This window comes from Aliihoeflea sp. PC F10.4, assembly GCF_054612275.1.
Map to the genome: position 1 here is coordinate 181,599 of NZ_JBTSWH010000001.1, position 17,396 is coordinate 198,994.

Annotated in this window: 17 protein-coding genes; 7 read left to right on the top strand and 10 right to left on the bottom strand. The window is 58.3% G+C overall.

Annotation, left to right across the window (positions count from 1 at the left end):
* Positions 1 to 34: 34 nt before the first annotated feature.
* Genes ACX82Z_RS00820 through ACX82Z_RS00830 form a run of 3 tightly spaced genes read right to left on the bottom strand, consistent with a single transcriptional unit; the run spans position 35 to position 4,671 of the window.
* Positions 35 to 766 (bottom strand): enoyl-CoA hydratase/isomerase family protein, encoded by a 732-nt coding sequence (locus tag ACX82Z_RS00820; protein ID WP_459586259.1) that lies wholly within the window; start codon positions 764 to 766, stop codon positions 35 to 37.
* A complete protein-coding gene (locus tag ACX82Z_RS00825; protein WP_459586260.1) occupies positions 763 to 3,126 on the bottom strand; it encodes a xanthine dehydrogenase family protein molybdopterin-binding subunit in 2,364 nt (787 codons plus the stop codon). Before ACX82Z_RS00825 ends, ACX82Z_RS00820 begins: the two co-directional genes overlap by 4 nt.
* A gap of 9 nt (positions 3,127 to 3,135) precedes the next feature.
* Positions 3,136 to 4,671 carry a UbiD family decarboxylase gene (locus tag ACX82Z_RS00830; RefSeq protein WP_459586261.1) on the bottom strand — a complete coding sequence of 512 codons (1,536 nt, stop codon included), beginning with the start codon at positions 4,669 to 4,671 and terminating at the stop codon, positions 3,136 to 3,138.
* Positions 4,672 to 4,858: 187 nt separating this feature from the next.
* On the opposite strand from ACX82Z_RS00830, the gene ACX82Z_RS00835 reads away from it, so the two are divergent.
* The 4 genes from ACX82Z_RS00835 (at position 4,859) to ACX82Z_RS00850 (ending at position 8,765) form a co-directional block, all read left to right on the top strand.
* The gene (locus ACX82Z_RS00835; RefSeq protein ID WP_459586262.1) at positions 4,859 to 6,055 is read left to right on the top strand and encodes an FAD-dependent monooxygenase; all 1,197 of its coding nucleotides are present in this window, start codon (positions 4,859 to 4,861) and stop codon (positions 6,053 to 6,055) included.
* A 24-nt stretch (positions 6,056 to 6,079) separates the two neighbouring features.
* The gene (locus tag ACX82Z_RS00840) at positions 6,080 to 6,853 is read left to right on the top strand and encodes an IclR family transcriptional regulator (RefSeq protein ID WP_459586263.1); all 774 of its coding nucleotides are present in this window, start codon (positions 6,080 to 6,082) and stop codon (positions 6,851 to 6,853) included.
* Between the two features lie 47 nt (positions 6,854 to 6,900).
* Positions 6,901 to 7,578, top strand: coding sequence for a dienelactone hydrolase family protein (locus ACX82Z_RS00845; protein ID WP_459586264.1), 678 nt, complete (start codon positions 6,901 to 6,903; stop codon positions 7,576 to 7,578).
* A gap of 107 nt (positions 7,579 to 7,685) precedes the next feature.
* Positions 7,686 to 8,765: an alpha/beta hydrolase family protein gene (locus ACX82Z_RS00850; protein ID WP_459586265.1), complete on the top strand. Its 1,080-nt coding sequence runs from the start codon at positions 7,686 to 7,688 to the stop codon at positions 8,763 to 8,765.
* Positions 8,766 to 8,845: 80 nt separating this feature from the next.
* Here ACX82Z_RS00850 and ACX82Z_RS00855 read toward each other — a convergent pair whose 3' ends face one another.
* Positions 8,846 to 9,400 (bottom strand): VOC family protein, encoded by a 555-nt coding sequence (locus ACX82Z_RS00855; protein WP_459586266.1) that lies wholly within the window; start codon positions 9,398 to 9,400, stop codon positions 8,846 to 8,848.
* Between the two features lie 77 nt (positions 9,401 to 9,477).
* Here ACX82Z_RS00855 and ACX82Z_RS00860 point away from each other — a divergent pair, with 77 nt between their 5' ends.
* Entirely contained in the window at positions 9,478 to 10,290 is an 813-nt protein-coding gene (locus ACX82Z_RS00860) for a helix-turn-helix transcriptional regulator (protein ID WP_459586267.1), read from the top strand.
* Positions 10,287 to 10,748, top strand: a complete 462-nt coding sequence (locus ACX82Z_RS00865; protein ID WP_459586268.1) for a TIGR02444 family protein — start codon at positions 10,287 to 10,289, stop codon at positions 10,746 to 10,748. The genes ACX82Z_RS00860 and ACX82Z_RS00865 overlap by 4 nt, the downstream gene beginning before the upstream one ends.
* A 48-nt stretch (positions 10,749 to 10,796) precedes the next feature.
* On the opposite strand, the gene ACX82Z_RS00870 is transcribed toward ACX82Z_RS00865, so the two are convergent.
* The 6 genes from ACX82Z_RS00870 to ACX82Z_RS00895 all read right to left on the bottom strand — a co-directional run bounded on the left by ACX82Z_RS00870 (position 10,797) and on the right by ACX82Z_RS00895 (position 16,084).
* Positions 10,797 to 11,594 carry an ABC transporter ATP-binding protein gene (locus ACX82Z_RS00870; protein ID WP_459586269.1) on the bottom strand — a complete coding sequence of 266 codons (798 nt, stop codon included), beginning with the start codon at positions 11,592 to 11,594 and terminating at the stop codon, positions 10,797 to 10,799.
* A complete protein-coding gene (locus ACX82Z_RS00875; protein ID WP_459586270.1) occupies positions 11,591 to 12,655 on the bottom strand; it encodes a dihydrodipicolinate synthase family protein in 1,065 nt (354 codons plus the stop codon). Before ACX82Z_RS00875 ends, ACX82Z_RS00870 begins: the two co-directional genes overlap by 4 nt.
* Positions 12,656 to 12,664: 9 nt before the next feature.
* Positions 12,665 to 13,483 (bottom strand): GNAT family N-acetyltransferase, encoded by an 819-nt coding sequence (locus ACX82Z_RS00880; RefSeq protein ID WP_459586271.1) that lies wholly within the window; start codon positions 13,481 to 13,483, stop codon positions 12,665 to 12,667.
* Complete coding sequence (locus tag ACX82Z_RS00885; protein WP_459586272.1) at positions 13,470 to 14,537, bottom strand: NAD-dependent epimerase/dehydratase family protein; 1,068 nt, start codon at positions 14,535 to 14,537, stop codon at positions 13,470 to 13,472. The genes ACX82Z_RS00880 and ACX82Z_RS00885 overlap by 14 nt, the downstream gene beginning before the upstream one ends.
* Positions 14,534 to 15,277, bottom strand: a complete 744-nt coding sequence (locus ACX82Z_RS00890; protein WP_459586273.1) for an ABC transporter permease — start codon at positions 15,275 to 15,277, stop codon at positions 14,534 to 14,536. The genes ACX82Z_RS00885 and ACX82Z_RS00890 overlap by 4 nt, the downstream gene beginning before the upstream one ends.
* A gap of 144 nt (positions 15,278 to 15,421) precedes the next feature.
* The gene (locus ACX82Z_RS00895; RefSeq protein ID WP_459586274.1) at positions 15,422 to 16,084 is read right to left on the bottom strand and encodes a TetR family transcriptional regulator; all 663 of its coding nucleotides are present in this window, start codon (positions 16,082 to 16,084) and stop codon (positions 15,422 to 15,424) included.
* A gap of 145 nt (positions 16,085 to 16,229) precedes the next feature.
* Between ACX82Z_RS00895 and ACX82Z_RS00900 the strand changes: the two genes are divergently transcribed.
* Positions 16,230 to 17,222, top strand: a complete 993-nt coding sequence (locus ACX82Z_RS00900) for an ABC transporter substrate-binding protein (RefSeq protein ID WP_459591204.1) — start codon at positions 16,230 to 16,232, stop codon at positions 17,220 to 17,222.
* Positions 17,223 to 17,396: the final 174 nt, after the last annotated feature.

The following is a 17,396-nucleotide window of genomic DNA, read 5'->3' on the forward strand; positions in this document are numbered from 1 at the left end:
CCGATACGAGATGTCCATGATGCCGGTGGTCAAGCTAGGTGAAGCGAGCCTGGACCGCCGTGGCGATGCTGTCGGCGGCCAGAATGCGCCGCGCTGACGCTGGAAGTTCCGGCGAGGTGTTCAAAAAGCGCTTGATCGTCGCCAGAACGTGAGGCGAATTCGCCGAGAGCGCATCGATCAGCTTGTCCGCGACATTTTCCAACTCTGCAGCGCGGCAAGTTTGCGAAACCAGACCGATTGTCATGGCGTCCACGCCGCCAAGGGGCTCGCGCGAAAAGACCATCCGCGCAAGTCCGGCACGCGTCAGTCGTTCGGCGCATGCTGTCATCACTAGAAGCGGCGGAATGTCCCGGTCGAGTTCAGGCACGCAAAAGCGGGCGGTCTCGTCTGCGATGACAACATCGGCAAGCGCGGCGAGAGCGCATCCGACGCCATAGGCGCGCCCCCTGACCGCAGCGATCACTGGTACCGGCACCAGACGCAGAAGATCGTAGAACTCCAGAACCGGTTCAGCGACCTCACGGCGAATCCTGTCAGCGCTCGGCCGTGACGCGGGGTCGGGCATCGGCGACACGCGGCCGCCGCAAAAATCGACGCCGGATCCCCGAAAAAGGATGGACCGGGCTTCATCGGGGACCGCGCGCAGAATTACGGAAAGCTCGTCAGTCATCGTAGCCGTCAGGATGTTGTGATGATTCGGCCGGTCGATCGTGATCTCAAGACATCCGCCATCGCGCAGCGTCGTCAAAATGCGTCCCTCGCTCATCGTTGCTCCTCTCCGTTCTTGACGGCCTCCCAGATCGTCGATTGCGTCGCCGGCATGTCGAGATGCTCGACGCCATATTCAGCGAGCGCATGGACGATGGCGTTGATGGTAACGGCGAGCGACGGCGTGATACCGCTCTCCCCGCCACCTTTTACGCGCAGGGGATTGCCGGAAGTCGGGTCTTCGACAAGTTCAACGTCGAAGCTCGGATACTGATCGGAATGCGGCATTCCGTAATCGAGGAAGCTGGCCGAAAGCAGCTGTCCGGTATCACCGTCGTAGACGACCGTCTCGGACAACGCCTGACCCGTGCCTTGCACGATGCCGCCATGGACCTGACCGTCGAGTATCAACGGATTGATCGGCTGCCCGGCGTCGTCGATCGAGGTGTAGCGAACGATCCGCGGTACCCATGTCTGCCTATCGACCTCGACTTCGCAGATCGCACAACCGGTCGGATAGGCAGGCATCCGCCCCGTGAAGCTGGCCGACGAAGACAGTTCGCCTCCTTGCGCTTCGATGATCGAGGCGGCCTGGAATATATCGAAACTGGTGTTCGTCGCGGCGACGCGCAGCAAGCCGTCGCTCATCGCCACATCGTCGGGCAGAATCCCGCAGTGGCGCGCGATCACTTCCTTCGTAGACTCCACGAGTTTGCCGGCGTTCTCCACGAGAAGCGTGCCGCCAAGGCGCATTGAACGATCCGAATGCGAGCCGCCGCCGGATCGTACCCTTGTCGTATCGCCGGAAATCAACCGAACGTCCGTTGGATGCACACTCAGAAGATCGGCCACCACCTGGGCGAAACTCGTCTCATGGCCTTGCCCTGTCGACTGGGTGCCGGTCACGACATCGATCCGGCGATCGTTGCCTCGAATGATCATGTCAATGCGCTCATGAGGAATGCCGACCGGCGATTCCACATAATTTGCAATGCCGATACCGCGTAGTTTGCCGCACTTTGCGGCCGCCTCTCGCCTTATGTCGAAACTGTTCCAGTCCGCGCGCTCCAAGGCGAGAGCCATATTGGCGGCGAAGTCTCCGCTGTCGTATGACAGCCCCATAGGGGACGTGTAGGGCAGACGCTCTCGACCGACGAGATTGCGCCGCCGGATTTCGATCCGGTCCATGCCGAGACGGTGCGCGGCGATGTCAATGAGGCGCTCGATCGCGTGGTGCGCTTCCGGACGGCCTGCACCCCGATACGGACCGGTCGGCACAGTATTCGTCAAGGCGCCGCGGATGGCGACATGCGCTGTGGGAACATCGTACACGCCGGTCATGACACGGTAGCTGTTGGACATCGGCACAAACGACACCGTGTATGCACCCACATTCCCGGTCATCTCGACGCTGTAGGCTGTGATGCGCCCGGCAGAATCAAAACCCATCCGGGCGGCGTGAACGATGTCCCGCCCCTGATAATCAGACATGAAGGCTTCGGTGCGCGAACTTGTCCAGCGGACGGGCCGACCGAGCCGTTTGGCCGCGATCGCAAGGACGGGCTGTTCCGGCGACAGGTTCGTGCGTGGTCCGAACCCGCCTCCAACGTCCGGACAGATCACCTCGATCTGTTTCCTGTCGATGCCGAGCGCCTGTGCCATGGTATCGCGTTGGCGAACCGCGCCCTGACTGCCGGCGATCATCCGGTAGCCGGAGGCTGCGTCGAAAGATACGATGGCAGAACGTGGCTCCATCTGGGCGTTTGCGATACGCTGGTTTATGAAGGTCTTTTCTATGACAAGGTGTGACGCCGCCAACGCCACTTCGGTTCGCTCACGTTCTCCGAACGAGGCGCTGACCACCAGATTGCCTGCGATATCTGGATCGACGAGCGGCGCATCTTCATCAAGCGCTTGGCGCGCATCGACGACGAATGGCAATTCCTCGTAATCGACGAACACGTCCTCCAGGGCGTCCTGGGCCTGCAGCGCGGTATCGGCGACGACCATTGCGACAGGCTCCCCGACGTAACGCACCCGTTCGAGCGGCATCGGCAGGTGAGGAATGTCGATTGATACATGCCCGTCGGGTCCGCGAAAAGCACGTTTCGTGTGATCGCGCGCATCTGCGGGATCGGCGAAATGATCAATCGGTCCTGCGCCAGCATCGATATAGTCTTGGCCGGTCAGAACAGCCAGAACGCCTGGCCGCGACAGCGCTTGCGAAACATCGATGGCGGCGATGCGCGCCGAAGCATGAGGCGAGCGGACGAACGCGGCATGGCATTCATTGTCCAGCCGGAAATCGTCCGTGTAGCGTCCGTTTCCTGTGATGAGCCGTTCGTCTTCGAAACGCGGCATCGACCGTCCGATGAAAGGGCCATCCTGCATATCGGCTGGCACGCGATTTCCTTGCATGCGTCGATCCTAGCCTTTGCCAAGCGTCCATTGGCCATCAGACGAACGACCCAGGCGCCCTTCGGCACGCAACCGATCGAACACATCCAGTATTTCGCGACCGTCGCGGGTTCCGATGGCGGCCATCAAAGCGCTGAAAGATTTCGGCCCGTTGGCAAGTGCAGCCTCGATCGTATCGAAGCGCTCGCCTTTGAGAAGCGGCGGTGTCGGCACACGTGCTTCCAATGTTGCGGCTACCTTCAGCGGCATGGTGCAATCGAAACCGGCTTTCGCGCCGATGTGCGCGCCAGCAAGGGAGGGGTCGAGGGGCAGGGCGCGGAAGCCGGAGACGACGACAAGGTCCCGGTCGGCCTGAAACCGCGTGGCGAGTGCCCAGTCGGCATGCTGATCGGAAAAGATATCGATGTCGGGATCGAAAACGAAAACGTGCTTGACGTTGGCAAGCGAGCCCATCGCCGCCGCGATTGCATTGCGAGCCTCACCCGGTACGCGCTGGCGCATTGAGATGCGCACGTTGAACATGCCACCCGATGACGTCGTCGTATAGACACCGAGCGGCTCGCGGATTGCGCTTTCGAGCGCGCGCCAGACCGTCACCTCCGTACGCAGCGCAATCAGTTGTGACGCGTCGGTCATGGCCAGATCGCGTCCGGCGATGGTGGAAGTCTGGAAAACCGGTTTCGCGCGATGCGTGATCGCGGTGAGATGGAAGACGGGGTTCATCTTCACACCGCCATAATAGCCCAGGAATTCGCCATACGGCCCTTCCGGCTCGACGTGGCCCTCGGCGGACAAATAGCCCTCGAGAACGAATTCCGCGTCGGCCGGCACCATCAGGTCGTTCGTCACGCATTTTACCAGCGGCAGCGATTCACTGCGCAAGGTTGCGATCAGCCCCACTTCGTCAATGGGAATCCGCATCGTTGCGGCGACATGGTCGACTGGATGCGAGCCGACAACGAACGCGATCGGCAACGTTCGCCCCTGACGCGCCTCGTGCTCGTAAATCGCACGCAGATCGCTTGGTGCAACCAAATCCACGCCGGCTTCGCGCCGGCCGCGCAGCATCAGGCGGCGAATTCCCACATTAGTCGTCCCGCTGCGGGGATCGCGCACAATGTCCATTGCCGAAGAAATGTAGAGCGAGCCGTCGGCGTCATGCTGAAGATGGACGGGCAACCGGCTGAAGTCAGCGTCGTCGCCCGTCAAAACAACCTCCTGAACCGGAGCATCGTCGCCGGAAACATCATGTGACTGCGGTGCTTGGCGTAGTCTGCGCAACACTTCGGGCAAGAGGTTCTGGACTGTCGTACCAAAGGCGATTGCAAGGCGTTCGCGTGTTCCTGCGACACCGCCAACAAGCGGAATTCCTTCATCGCACACGTCGTTGAAAAGCACCGCTTTCGAGTTGCCGTCGAGATGTCCGGCGACATCTGCAAGCGCTACGCGGTCGTCATGGACTTCCAGTTCGCCACGAGACTGCAACTCGGCAAGGAAATCTTGCAGAGCGAAGCGGCTTTGGGCAACCCGCTGATCAAACGACATCGATCCTCCCAATATCATTTTGATTTAATAGAAATGAATTGTACGATGATGAATTAAGTTGTCAACCAACGAAGGAGCTAACGTCCAGATACAAGGAATTGTTGGTTTTTGACAAAATCAATTATACTCTGTCAAACGTTGGGTTATAAAAGTCCGCGGTCGACAGTGCGGAGTACGGAGGGTTCATATGCAGATTGCCATCATAGGTGGGGGAATTGGCGGACTGACGGCCGCATTGGCTCTGTTGCGCGAAGGCTTCGAAGTGGAGGTATTCGAGCAGGCGCCCGAACTGCGGGAGGTGGGAGCCGGCGTCCAGATCAGCGCCAATGGTACGCGTGTCCTGTTCGAACTCGGATTGGAAGACGACATCATGGCTGTCGCGTCCGAGGCGCAAGGCAAGGAAATCCGTCTTTGGAACTCCGGCAAGACGTGGAAGCTGTTCGATCTGGGCAAACAGTCGATCGAACGTTACGGGTTTCCCTATGTCACAATTCATCGGAACGATCTGCATCAGGCGCTGGCTATGGGCATTCGGCGAATCGCCCCTGACGCCATCAGGCTTGGGCAGCGTTGTGTCGCCATCGATCAGTCCGACAAAAGCGTGACCGTCGATTTCGAGAATGGAAACAGCATTTCAACCGATATCGTGATCGGGGCGGACGGCGTTCATTCCCGGATACGCGAAATTTTGTTCGGTCGCGACGATCCCGTTTTTACCGGCCTCGTTGCCTGGCGCGGCGTCATACCCGCTGAGCGATTGCCGTCCCACCTCTTGAAGCCGGTTGGCACAAACTGGATCGGTCCCGGCGGCCACACCATTCACTACCCGTTGCGCCGTGGCGAACTGATGAACTACGTGTCGGTTGTCGAACGCTCGGACTGGCAGGTCGAATCATGGTCGATCGCGGGAACCAGGGAAGAGTGCGCCGCTGACTTCGCCGGCTGGCATGAAGATGTCCAAACACTGATCCGCAATATCGACACGCCTTACAAATGGGCTCTGATGCTTCGACCTCCGATGACGGAATGGAGTCGCGGGCGGGTAACGCTTTTAGGCGACGCCTGTCATCCGACATTACCATTTCTTGCTCAGGGCGCCGTTATGGCGATTGAGGACGGTCTGGTTCTTGCTAGGGCGATTGCTGAATATCCGGACGCTTATGCACGCGCATTCGCGGGATACGAATCGGCTCGAAACGACCGCACGTCACGCATCGTACGGGGTGCGGAAGCCAACCTTGGGCGATTCCACAACGCGGCGCTACGCGACAGCACTCTTGCCGAAGCCTATGTCGACGTTGAATGGTCTGAACCGAAGATCAAGGAGCGCTACGAATGGCTTTTCACCTATGATGCAACTTCCGTCCCGCTGGTTCCCGCCTGAAACCCATCCGGCCACGAGTTTAAAATGAACGATACCGGTTCCGTTCCCGCCCGTAACCAACGGCGAATTCAATCGATCGATGTCGGTTTCCGGCTGATCCGCGTGCTCGAACGCGCCAACGGAAAACTCCCGCTCAGTGTGATCGCAGAGCAGGCCGAAATGCCGGCCAGCAAAGCCCATCTTTACATGGTGAGTTTTACGCAAATCGGCTTGATTGAGCAGGATCCGGTGTCCATGCGTTATGGGCTTGGGCCGTATGCGCTTCAGTTAGGCGCCGCCGCCCTGCGGCAGCTCGACGTGGTGCAGGTTGCGCGTCAGGGGATGGACGAGTTGCAAGCCGAGACCGGCCTCCTCGTGTTTCTGTCCGTGTGGGGTAACAGAGGGCCGGTGATCATATCGAAGGTGGAAAGCACGATTGAAATGCCGTTTTCCATGCGGGTCGGCTACGTGCTTCCCCTTTATAAGTCGGCGACTGGGCAGGTTTTCCTTGCCCACAAACCCCGGACTGCGATCGATCAGATTCTGCGCGGCGAAAACGTCGAGGACGATCTGCGTATACCGATAGAGCGCGGGCTCGATGCTATAAGGCAGGGTGGCGTCGCCTTTTCCGACAATCAGCTTAACATGGGCGCAGCCTCGATCTCTGCCCCGATCTTCGATTTTTCCGGCGACATCACCGCTGCGGTTACCCTTTTGGGTATGAGCAGTGACAGGGAACTGCACGCGAACGGGCAGACGGCGTCGCGCGTGCGCGCCGTCGCCGATCAGATTTCGCGGCAGCTGGCATATCAGCCATGACAATTCGCCCACACCGATTTGCCGGGTAGCCGCAAAGGGAGGTTTATGTGAAGTCACGAACAATCGTAGCGAGCGCATCAGATGGACACGAACTGTCGGCCTACCTTGCTGAACCCGACAGTTCGCCGCGCGGCGGCGTTCTGGTGTTCCAGGAAATCTTCGGCGTGAATTCTCATATCCGCGCGGTCACGGACCGTCTGGCCGCGGAAGGCTATGTCGCTATCGCGCCCCAACTGTTCGATCGTCTGTCTCCTGATTTCGAATCCGGCTATTCGGCCGATGAGATAACCGCGGCCCGGCCGTTGTTGGCTCGGTTCGACTGGGATGCCGCCTTGTTGGACGCGGAGGCTGCACGAGCGGCGATCGCCGGGCAAACCGGCAAGGTGTCGGCGCTCGGTTTTTGTCTCGGCGGCTCGCTCGCCTTTCTGTGTGCCACGCGCATGTCCGGAATTTCCTCGGCGATCGTCTACTATGGTGGTCAGATCGCCCTACGAGCTGCCGAGGTGCCGGGTTGCCCGGTATTGATGCATTTTGGCGAGATGGACCATACGATCCCGATTGTCGATGTCGAGACGATCAGGCGAAAGCGACCCGAATCCGAAATTCACGTCTATCCCTCCGGACACGGCTTCAACTGTGACGAACGCGCCAGCTTCGAGCCGAAAAGTGCCGCACTTGCATGGTCGCGAACGCTGGACTGGCTTGATCGCAACGGGGTGCACTGAACATGATTGCGGCAGGTCGTGAGAACTGGAAGCGCACTGCGCTCATCGTATCCTTTCCCGACACCGCAAGTTTCACTGAAAGCTACGGCTTTGCCGGTAATTCGGGCATGATCAATCTCGAAGGCCAACTTCTTCGTGCAGACGAAAGTACCTCCGAAACACTTTACGTGTTCATGCATCCAACCTCCACGTTGCAACTCCTGCCGATGCCGATCGCTCTTGCGGATATCGGGTTGCATGTGCTGTGCGCAGCAAGCCGCTACCCGAAAAACGACAGCGCGCTGATCATGGAAAAGGTTGTCATCGATCTTGGAAAATGGATCGCCTACGCGCGCGACGAGCTTGGGTACCGCAAGATTGTCCTCGTCGGCTGGTCGGGTGGCGGTTCCCTTTCGCTCTTCTATCAGGCACAGGCCGAAAGTCCGACCATTACGCACACGCCGGCCGGCGACGAGGTCGATCTGGTTTCCGCCGGACTGATACCAGCCGACGGCGTGGTTTTCATCGCGGCGCACCTCTCCAGAGCCGAAACACTGACCGAATGGCTCGACCCGTCAGTACAGGACGAATTGGATCCGGAAAACCGCGATCCCGATCTGGATATCTATTCGCCCGAATGCCCGTTTCAGCCGCCGTACGACACTGCATTCGTAGCGCGCTTCCGCGATGCTCAGATTGCTCGCAATCGCAAGATCACCGCCTGGTGCCAGGATATTCTGGACACGTTACGCAGCCGCAATTCGTTCGAGAAGGAACGGGCCTTCGTCGTCCATCGGACCATGTGCGACGTAAGGTGGTTCGATCCTGCGATCGATCCCAACGACCGTCCCGTGGGTACAAGCTATATGGGTGATCCGCGCACGGTGAATGTTGGTCCAGTTGGACTTGCTCGCTTCACCACCTTGCGTTCGTGGCTAAGCCAATGGAGCTATGACCTGTCGAATGCCAGGGCGACCATCAACGCACCGTTGATCCAGCGCACGCCTGTACTGCAGATCGAGAATAATGCGGACGAGGCTGTCCCCGCGACGCATAATCCAACGGTTGCACGGCTGCTCGGCACACCGGAAAAGGAATATCTGACGATTCCCCGCGCGACCCATTACTATCTCGGCCAACCGGAGCTTCTGAAAGTCTGCACCGATCGGGTCATGGACTGGAGCCATCGCCAGGGATTGCTGGTGTGAACAGCACCGCAATCAGTGCGGTAAATGCCGGATCGCCGCTTGACGATCCGGCACCGCGCGCATCGTTTGCCTCGGTTTTTTTACCGGCGATTGGCGGAAAGTTCCGCCTTTCTCTTCATCCAGTTATCCATTTCCTGATGCGCTTCGGACGCCGCCTTTTCAAGGTAGCCGGGCGCTTCGGTGCGCGCCGTCACCTCCAGCCTCAGCCCGTTCGGGTCGAAAAAGTAGATGGAGTTGATGAAATCGTGATCGACGATGTCCGTCGTCTTCACGCCCGCCTTGTTCAGCCTGTCCTTCATCTGGATAACTTCCTCGACCGTATCCACCTCCATGGCGAAATGCTGGACCCAGTCAGGCGTGTTCGGCGATGGCAGCGGCATGACGTTCTCGCCCAGATCGAAAAAAGCCATGTACGAACCATCCCCCATTTCAAAGAAAAAATGCGCGTATGGTTTTTCCTCTCCGGTGCTGGGCACCCGATCCGCCTGCATGCAATTGACCAGCGGCAGACCGAGAAATTCTTCGTAGAAACGCCTGGTCTCTTCGCCGTCCCGGCACGGGTAAGAAAAATGATAAAGGCCCTTTATCCTCGGTGCGGTGGTCATGTTTTTCCTCCGATGGTTGCGCAAAACCATTCGAAATTAGCCCACACGCCGGGCAACTTCTGTCGCCCCTCTAGGGGGACGTTGCCAGATCTTGAGAGGATTGCGCGGTGAACGACGCCGGATATGTGGAAGCTATAGCTTCGCTCGTTTCACAAACGGGTAACGATGGCTTTTCTTCGTCCTTTAATCGCTTGCTGAACACTGTCGCCGCTGTCGATCTGTGTTCAGCATTCGCAGTTCAGCCAGATGGCAGTTTACGCTATCTTTTCGCGTGCGGAGACTATGAGATGTCGCCCGGTTTTGCCGAGGAGGCATCGTGGGCGTATTTGCTTCGTTTCTGGAGGCGAGACCGGATCAGTCGGCAGGTATTCGCCGAGAAATCCGAAGGCGGATCGATTCGTGTTTTGCGCCAGTCACCAGCCTCCATCAGCGATGCCGAATACAGGAGAGACTGCTATGAAAGAGCCGAAGTCGTCGAGCGGCTAAGTTTCTATCATGCAGCTGAGCCCCGGCTATTCGCCAGCGCATATCGGGCCCGCCCTCGCGGTGGTTTCGATGCGCTCGAACGCGAGCGGCTCGAACAACTGGCCCCTATTTTAATCGCGACGCTGGCAAAGCATGTCACCATAATGGACGATAGCTTTGCATCGGCACGTCTATCGCCGGCCCAAATCGCAGCGTGTCTCCAAAGTTGCGATCCTATTCTCAGCCGCCGCGAAGTCGAAGTCGCTTCTGCGATGATCGCAGGGTGGACACAGCACGACATCTGCGCGCGATCCGGCATAAGTTTTGCCAGCGTGGTTACATATCGCAAACGCGCCTACCAAAAGCTCGGCGTTACCAACCGGCGTGAACTTCAAAGGCTCTACGATGCTCGACTGGCAGGCACGCGTTCAACCTCGAGAGGTGAGGTGCCATGAGGCTGTGGGATTTTGCACTGGAGTTTTATGCGAGAGACGGCGTTGCGCCGCTTTGTTTAGAGTTACAGGACAGGGCTGGTGTGGATGTCAATGTCCTGATCTATATGGTTTGGCTTGCCAGCCATAACGAAGGCAAATTCAGCGACGCTGACATTGAGAGGGCTGACAAGTACACACAGGAATGGCGCGATAATGTCGTGCGTCCACTGCGAGCTGTACGACGGTATTTGAAACTAACCTCTGCTTTCGCATCGCGCGAAAGGACAGAAACTTTGCGCGACAATGTCAAGGCCATTGAATTGGACTGCGAGCGGATAGAAATTGACGCGCTTGAGTTATCTAATCCTGTAGATAATAATTTATTTATATTAATATCTAAAGATGATATTAATTCAATTTTCAATCAAATTAATAATTACTATTTGATGGGGGATGGACCCACAAGGGCCGCGAACTGAGGCTGTTCAGGGCTTAGCTGGCCTGCAGAATGAATTTCGCATCCAAGTTCACTCCATCCCCAGTTGCCGATAGACCCTTTTAACGTAGGCGCCGAACATATCGCTGGTCTTCATATGGAGCTTGCGTGGATAGGGCAGTTCGATCCTGAAATGGTCAGCCATGCGCGCTGGCCCAGCGGTCAGCACCGCGCAATGCGAGCCCAGAAATATCGCTTCCTGGATGCCGTGCGTGACGAAAACGAAAGTCTTGCGGCTTTCCTGCCAGATGCGCAGCATTTCAAGGTTCATCTTCTCACGCGTGATGGCGTCGAGCGCACCGAATGGCTCGTCCATCAGGACCAGTTTGGGATCGTGAACGAGCGAGCGGGCGATTGCGGCGCGCTGTTGCATGCCACCGGACAGTTCGAACGGATATTTTTCGCCCGCGTGCCCAAGACCGACCATTTCAAGCAGGTCACGGGCGCGCTCGCGTGCAGCTTTGACTGGAAGTCCGAGTATCTGTGCGGGCAGGATCACGTTCTCGGCGATCGTGCGCCATTTCAATAGCAGCGGTTGCTGGAACACCATGCCCACATCCCGCCCCTCGGCAAACGAATTGTGACCATCGCCGATGCGAACCGAACCGCCATCAGCATTGTGAAGGCCCGCAAGGATTTTCAAAACCGTCGTCTTCCCACAACCGGACGGGCCAACGATGGAAAGCAAGTCGCCTTCGTGAATGTCGATCGTGACGTCCGAAACGGCAAGCGACTCAGCGCCCCCGGTTCGGTAGACCTTGCGGACGTTCTGCAAACGGATGAGAGGTGCGACGTCATTGCGGACGGGTTGTTCTGCAACACCACTCATGAAAGCCACCTCTCGCGGTTGGCCGCGACAAAAGCATCGTCGGCAAGGTCTGAATGGGCAGCATAGATGCGGTCAATCTCTTCGGCCTGGCCGGGGGACAGTCCCTCTTGAGGATCGAGACACCAGATACCTTCCAAGAGCCCCTGCCTTCGCAGAACCTCGTGGCAACCAGCAATACAGCCGTGAAACTTATTGGCGACATCGAAGAAAGCCGCGTTGCAATCGGTCACGCGCGCATCGAGTGCCAGAAGATCGGCTGTAACGGGGTCGCGAGCATCGCTGACCGCATGGATACGCTCGAGAAGTTCTGCCGCCTTGCTCGTCCATACCGACCAGTGTCCGAGAAGGCCGCCGCGAAAGCGTATCCGTAGTATGTCGCCGTTTCTTGGAATGTCGAAGGGTGTGAGAAGGTCGGCGACGATGTGATCGTCATTGCCGGTATATAGCGTGATGCGCTCTTCAGCTTCTGCCGCAACGACGCCGCGCATCACGTCGAGGGTACGATAACGATCGAACGGGGCAACCTTTATGGCAATCGCGTTGTCGATCGACGCAAAGCGCTGCCAGAACGCGGCGTCGAGGTCGATACCCCCAACGGCGCTTTGCATGTAAAAGCCGATGATCGGCATTTCGTCGGCTATCGCGCGGCAGTGCTCGATCAACTCTTCGCCTGAGCTACCGCGCATGGCGCTCATGCTGACGAGCACAGCATGATAGCCAAGATCGCGCGCAATGCGGGCCTCGGCGATCGACTGTCCGGTCTTGCCCGCCACGCCGGCGATCATAACGAGCGGGCGATCCGTCCATTCTGCCGCGTCGGTGGCGGCCGCTTTCAGTACCGGTTCGTAAAGCCCGGTATCACGGATTGCGAACTGGGTGGTGTGGACGCCGACGGCGAGACCACCGGAACCGGAATCGACATAGTATCGTGTAAGCGCACGCTGGCGCCTGGCGTCGAATTTGCGCCGTGCATCGAGAGCAAGCGGATGTGCAGGGATCACCGATCCTCGGCGCAGGATAGCGCTGATGTCACTTGGCAGTTGCGTGTGGTGCAGGCCCATTTGCTGTTCCTATCCGAATTCAGGTCCGGCGATTACGGCCATGCGCGCGGCCTCGCCCGGCATTTCGTGCGGCCCGCGCCTCATCCGCAAGAATGGACGTTGTGTCGTAAAACCACGGGTGCGCAGATATTCGGCAAGTTGTTCATAGCGATCGGCCACATCAAGAAAGACGGGACCGTCAAGCGCGGCGATCGCGTGATCGACGAGTTCGATGATCGCATCCTCGCTGGAGCCGATCACCGGGCCTATCTGGGTCGCGATCCGGCCATCGCGCCCGAATGAAACGCCGGTATCAGTCGCTCGGTAAGCGGCGGGGCAGCGAGCTTTCAGGCTGAGGAGAAACGCCGTGCGATCCGCGCCGAACGCGACATTGGCGGTGGCAATCGCGGTCATGCTTTCAGGTCCGGTGTCAGAGGAAGCGGACGAACCACCAACACCTTGCCAGCGTTGAAAGGTGTCGACCGGCTGAAAGCCGAGCGCCCGATAAATGGGCTCTCCCGCCGGGGTGGCGTCCAGCCATGCCGTGCGGCCAGCTGCCTCTAGCCGGGCGATGCATGCCTTGAGCAGGCCAGTGCCCATTCCGCGCCCGCGCCATGCCTTGCGGGTCAGAACCATGCCTATCCAGGCAAAATCGTTGTCGTAGGGCATGATGGCAGCGGTTGCGACAAGAGTCGCACCGTCGAAAATACCGAGCACTTCTCCGCGTTGGATGAATTGCAGCCAGTCGGCGGGTAGCTGGTTCCAGCCGGCCTCGGCGACCAGTTCCATCGCCTCACCGATATGCGCGGCTGACAACGGATGAGGTGTCTCCATCTTAGTAGGAACCATCGCGCGCCTCGAAATGCGTGGGCTTATTGTGAGAGGGCATCTGGCGCGCGACCCAGTCGCTCGTCCAGCCGATCATCTTGTCGAGGGACACCATCGGGTAGCCGAACAGGCCGTTCGAAAGGCGAGCATTTGACAGCCATGCCTTCGGCGATTCCTGACCGGTGATGACAGCCTCCCGACCGAGACGTTCGGCAAATGTCTCGGCCAGCCAGCGGACGGGGATGACCTCTGGCCCGGTCACATTGATCGGGCTTGTCGGCACGCTTGCCTGTGTCAGGCAACGCAGGGCAATAGCATTGGCGTCTCCCTGCCAGATGACGTTGACATGCCCCATGGACACGTCGATGGGCCGACCGTCGCGCACCTTCACCGCGATGTCGTGCAGCACCCCGTATCGAAGGTCGATCGCGTAGTTCAGGCGATAGAGCCGCCCCGGCGTTTCGTGTACCTGAGAAAAATACTCGAACATACGCTCGCGCCCTATGCAGGATTGCGCATATTCACCGGGCGGGTCGAGCGGTGAAGTCTCGTCGGACCCCATGCCGTCGGTTGACGAAAAAGCGTAGACGCAACCCGTCGAGAACGCGACGATGCGCGAGCCGGTGAACGTCTGTGCCACCGATGCGGACATATGGACATTGGTCGCCCAGGTGAGTGGCTGATTGCCTCCCGAGCCAAATTTGCGTCCGGCCATGAAGATGACGTTTTCGACCTTTGGCAGGGTTGAGAGAGAGTTTGCGTCCAACATGTCGCAGGCGATAGTCTCCACGCCTGCGTGATCAAGTTCGCTTCGGGCGTCAGGATCGCCGTATCTTGCCACCGCGATGATTTTTTTACCGGGCGCGGCGTTACGGGCCAACCGGGCAAGGCTCGGTCCCATCTTTCCACTGGCGCCAAGGATCATGATGTCGCCTTCGAGCGACGCCATATCTTGGACAAGTACCTTTGAAGGACGAGCCAGAAACGCATCGAGTTCCTGTGGGCTGTCGAAGCCATCGGGCAGATGCGCGGGATCGAGCAATTCAATGCCGCGCATGTTAGGTTCGATATTCACGATGGCATCCTCGCATCCTTGGGAACGATCAGGTTTTCGAGCAGCATCACAGACAGGTAAAGCGCGATGCCGATAAGCGTGATCAAGGTGACAGCCATGAACATGGCCGGGGTGTCGAGCGAGGCCTGAACCTGTATCATCAGATATCCAAGTCCCCGATCGGAAGCGATGAATTCGCCGACCACTGCGCCTGCAACCGCCAGGATCGCGGCAACTTTCATTCCGGAAAATATGTATGGCAGCGCACCGGGAAGCTGGATGTAGAGGAACATCTGCCAGCGCGATCCCTTGAGCGACTTAACCAGGTCCAGAAGATCGGGCTCCACCTCGCGCAGACCCCGAACCGTCGTCAGCAAAATAGGAAAGTAGCAAAGCGAGAAGGTGATCAGGATATTGGTCGAAATGCCGTAGCTGAACCAGACGATGACAAGGGGGCCGAGCGCCACCTTGGGGATCATGTTCAGCGTCACCAGAAGCGGAAAGACGGCCATTACCAACACACGCGACCATGAAAACAGAAGCGCGGTCGCAACGCCAAGAACGGTTGCCAGCAGGTATCCGCCAACGATCTCGATGCCTGTCACCCAGCTATTGCCGACCCAGTCGTAGCGGGCCGAACCCAAGGTCGCTAGAATCTGGCTCGGAGCAGGCAAGATGAAGCGCGGCACCTCGAGAACCCGGACCAGGATTTCCCAAAGGGCAAACGCAGCCACATGCGCGCCTACAGCAACCAAGCGCATTCGATTTACCAGTCGCCGCTCCAGACGCGCTGCCTCATCCCGTGGCGTAACTTCTGCTGCTGAAACCATGCCCGTTCCCTTGTTTTGGAGCAGGCTAGTATGCAATTTCAGAGCGGTCAACCAACCAGTTGATTGATCTTATTGTCACGGCCTCAATGCTGACAAGACGAGATCGATCACGTGTTGACGGCGCCGCCCGACCTGTGAAGGAGACCCCATGTCGCGGTCGAAGATCACCGATAATGTGCTGCGATTGGCGTAGTAGAAAAAGGACAGTGCTGCGATCGAGAGGTAGAGGTTCACCGGCCCGAAACGGTCATTGAAAATGCCAGCCTTGACGCCACGCCCGAGCGTCTCCTCGACAAGTCGCACGATCGGTGAATGCATCTCCGTAACCTTGTCGGATGCTTTCAAGTGCCGCGCGTCCATGCGATTCTCGTCATTGATCAACGCGATGAACTCGGGGTGGTCGGCAAGATAATCGAACGAGAAACCAACCAGGGTTTCCATAGCTTCCTTCGGCCCGAGGTCGGACAGATGCAGTTCCTGCTCGCGTTCTCTGATCTCCCGGTACACCTCTTCAAGGGCTGCCCTGTAGAGTTCCTCTTTGCTGCCGAAATAATGGTAGACGAGCTGCTTGTTGACGCCGGCTTGTCTCGCGATGCGGTCGACACGCCCCCCTTCAAAACCGAATTCGCTGAACTCGGAAACTGCTGCTCTCAGCAATGAGCGGCTCGTCGCCGCCGGGTCACGGCGTTGCGTTTCCGGTTTGCTTTTGCGTCGGCCAACTGCCGGGTGAGCGTCCATGCTTGTTGTTCTCCGTTGTAACCAAACGGTTGACTGATTGTTGATCTAACGTAACATCCGTGCCTATAGTTTGCCACTCGGCTTTTCCGAATGTGGGACGAACATCGCCTGATACGAAACCGCTTAAAACGCTGGAGACCCCATGATGCTTCGCAAGACAACGATGCTTTCAGCCATATCGGCAGCCTTGATTGTTTCGACCGGCGCCCAGGCTGCCGATGTCAACATGGTGCTGAACTGGGTGCCGACTGCGGATCATTCCCCATATTACTATGCCAAATCACAGGGTTGGTACGAGGAAGCCGGCATAAATCTCACAATCGAGGCAGGGCGTGGGTCCGGCGCGGCGGCGCAACGCGTCGGCGCCGGCTTCTCGCAAATCGGTATCGCGGACATGGCGACGGTGCTTCTGTCCAAGGGGCAGGGTGCTGACGCGACCGCCATCATGACAGTTTACGCCAATTCTCCGCAGGGCTTTTATTGGCTCAAGAGCAGCGGCATCGAAACTGCGGAAGATTTTCCGGGCCACTCGATCGGAAATCCGCCGGCGGATGCGTCGCGGGTGATGTGGCCGCTTTTTGCGGAGACCGTAGGTATCGACGCGGATTCGGTGAGTTTCGTGAACGTGTCGCCTCAGGCGAAACTTACCTCGCTCAAGAGTGGCGCGATCGATATCACCAGCGATTTTTATAACGAACATGACCTGAAGGTTCGCGAATTTGGGGACGATCTTGGTTTCGTCGCTTGGCGCGATATCGGCGTTAATCCGTATGGCAACTCCATCATCGTCAACAGCGCTTTCCTTGCTGACAACCAGCAACTCATCGCTGATTTTGCCGCTGTCACGCAGCGCGCCTTCGCAGCATGTGTGGATGATGTCGATCCATGCCTTGAGGCGCTGATGAGCGAGGTCTCCGGTCTTGATCATTCCAACCAGACCGATCAATGGAACCGCATCAAGGAACTGATGACCGACGAAACCACGACAACTGTGGCACTGGGCGCCTTCGACCCCGAGCGGGTGGCGGCCGATTACGAGATGGTCGCCACCTATTTTGACCTCGAGCAGCCCTTCGACGTGAAAGATGCCTACACCAATCAATATCTCGACGATTCGATAAAGATGCCGGCCAATTGAGGGGTGAACCTGACACAGTGGAAGGGTATTCAATCTTGTTGTCTGGACGACGTCAGCGCGAGCACCCTGAACCGGCACGATCATCTTCAGGGTAGATGGAAGCTGGGGCGACATTGCTCGTTGAACTGACGATAAAACCGGCGCAAGGTTCGTAGCCGAACCGGAGAGCGCATC

Coding starts and splice junctions, on each gene's coding strand:
- ACX82Z_RS00820 (WP_459586259.1), bottom strand. CDS start 766: ATGAGCGAGGGACGCATTTTGACGACGCTGCGCGATGGCGGATGTCTT.
- ACX82Z_RS00825 (WP_459586260.1), bottom strand. CDS start 3,126: ATGCAAGGAAATCGCGTGCCAGCCGATATGCAGGATGGCCCTTTCATC.
- ACX82Z_RS00830 (WP_459586261.1), bottom strand. CDS start 4,671: ATGTCGTTTGATCAGCGGGTTGCCCAAAGCCGCTTCGCTCTGCAAGAT.
- ACX82Z_RS00835 (WP_459586262.1), top strand. CDS start 4,859: ATGCAGATTGCCATCATAGGTGGGGGAATTGGCGGACTGACGGCCGCA.
- ACX82Z_RS00840 (WP_459586263.1), top strand. CDS start 6,080: ATGAACGATACCGGTTCCGTTCCCGCCCGTAACCAACGGCGAATTCAA.
- ACX82Z_RS00850 (WP_459586265.1), top strand. CDS start 7,686: ATGATCAATCTCGAAGGCCAACTTCTTCGTGCAGACGAAAGTACCTCC.
- ACX82Z_RS00855 (WP_459586266.1), bottom strand. CDS start 9,400: ATGGTTTTGCGCAACCATCGGAGGAAAAACATGACCACCGCACCGAGG.
- ACX82Z_RS00865 (WP_459586268.1), top strand. CDS start 10,287: ATGAGGCTGTGGGATTTTGCACTGGAGTTTTATGCGAGAGACGGCGTT.
- ACX82Z_RS00870 (WP_459586269.1), bottom strand. CDS start 11,594: ATGAGTGGTGTTGCAGAACAACCCGTCCGCAATGACGTCGCACCTCTC.
- ACX82Z_RS00875 (WP_459586270.1), bottom strand. CDS start 12,655: ATGGGCCTGCACCACACGCAACTGCCAAGTGACATCAGCGCTATCCTG.
- ACX82Z_RS00880 (WP_459586271.1), bottom strand. CDS start 13,483: ATGGTTCCTACTAAGATGGAGACACCTCATCCGTTGTCAGCCGCGCAT.
- ACX82Z_RS00890 (WP_459586273.1), bottom strand. CDS start 15,277: ATGCGCTTGGTTGCTGTAGGCGCGCATGTGGCTGCGTTTGCCCTTTGG.
- ACX82Z_RS00895 (WP_459586274.1), bottom strand. CDS start 16,084: ATGGACGCTCACCCGGCAGTTGGCCGACGCAAAAGCAAACCGGAAACG.
- ACX82Z_RS00900 (WP_459591204.1), top strand. CDS start 16,230: ATGCTTCGCAAGACAACGATGCTTTCAGCCATATCGGCAGCCTTGATT.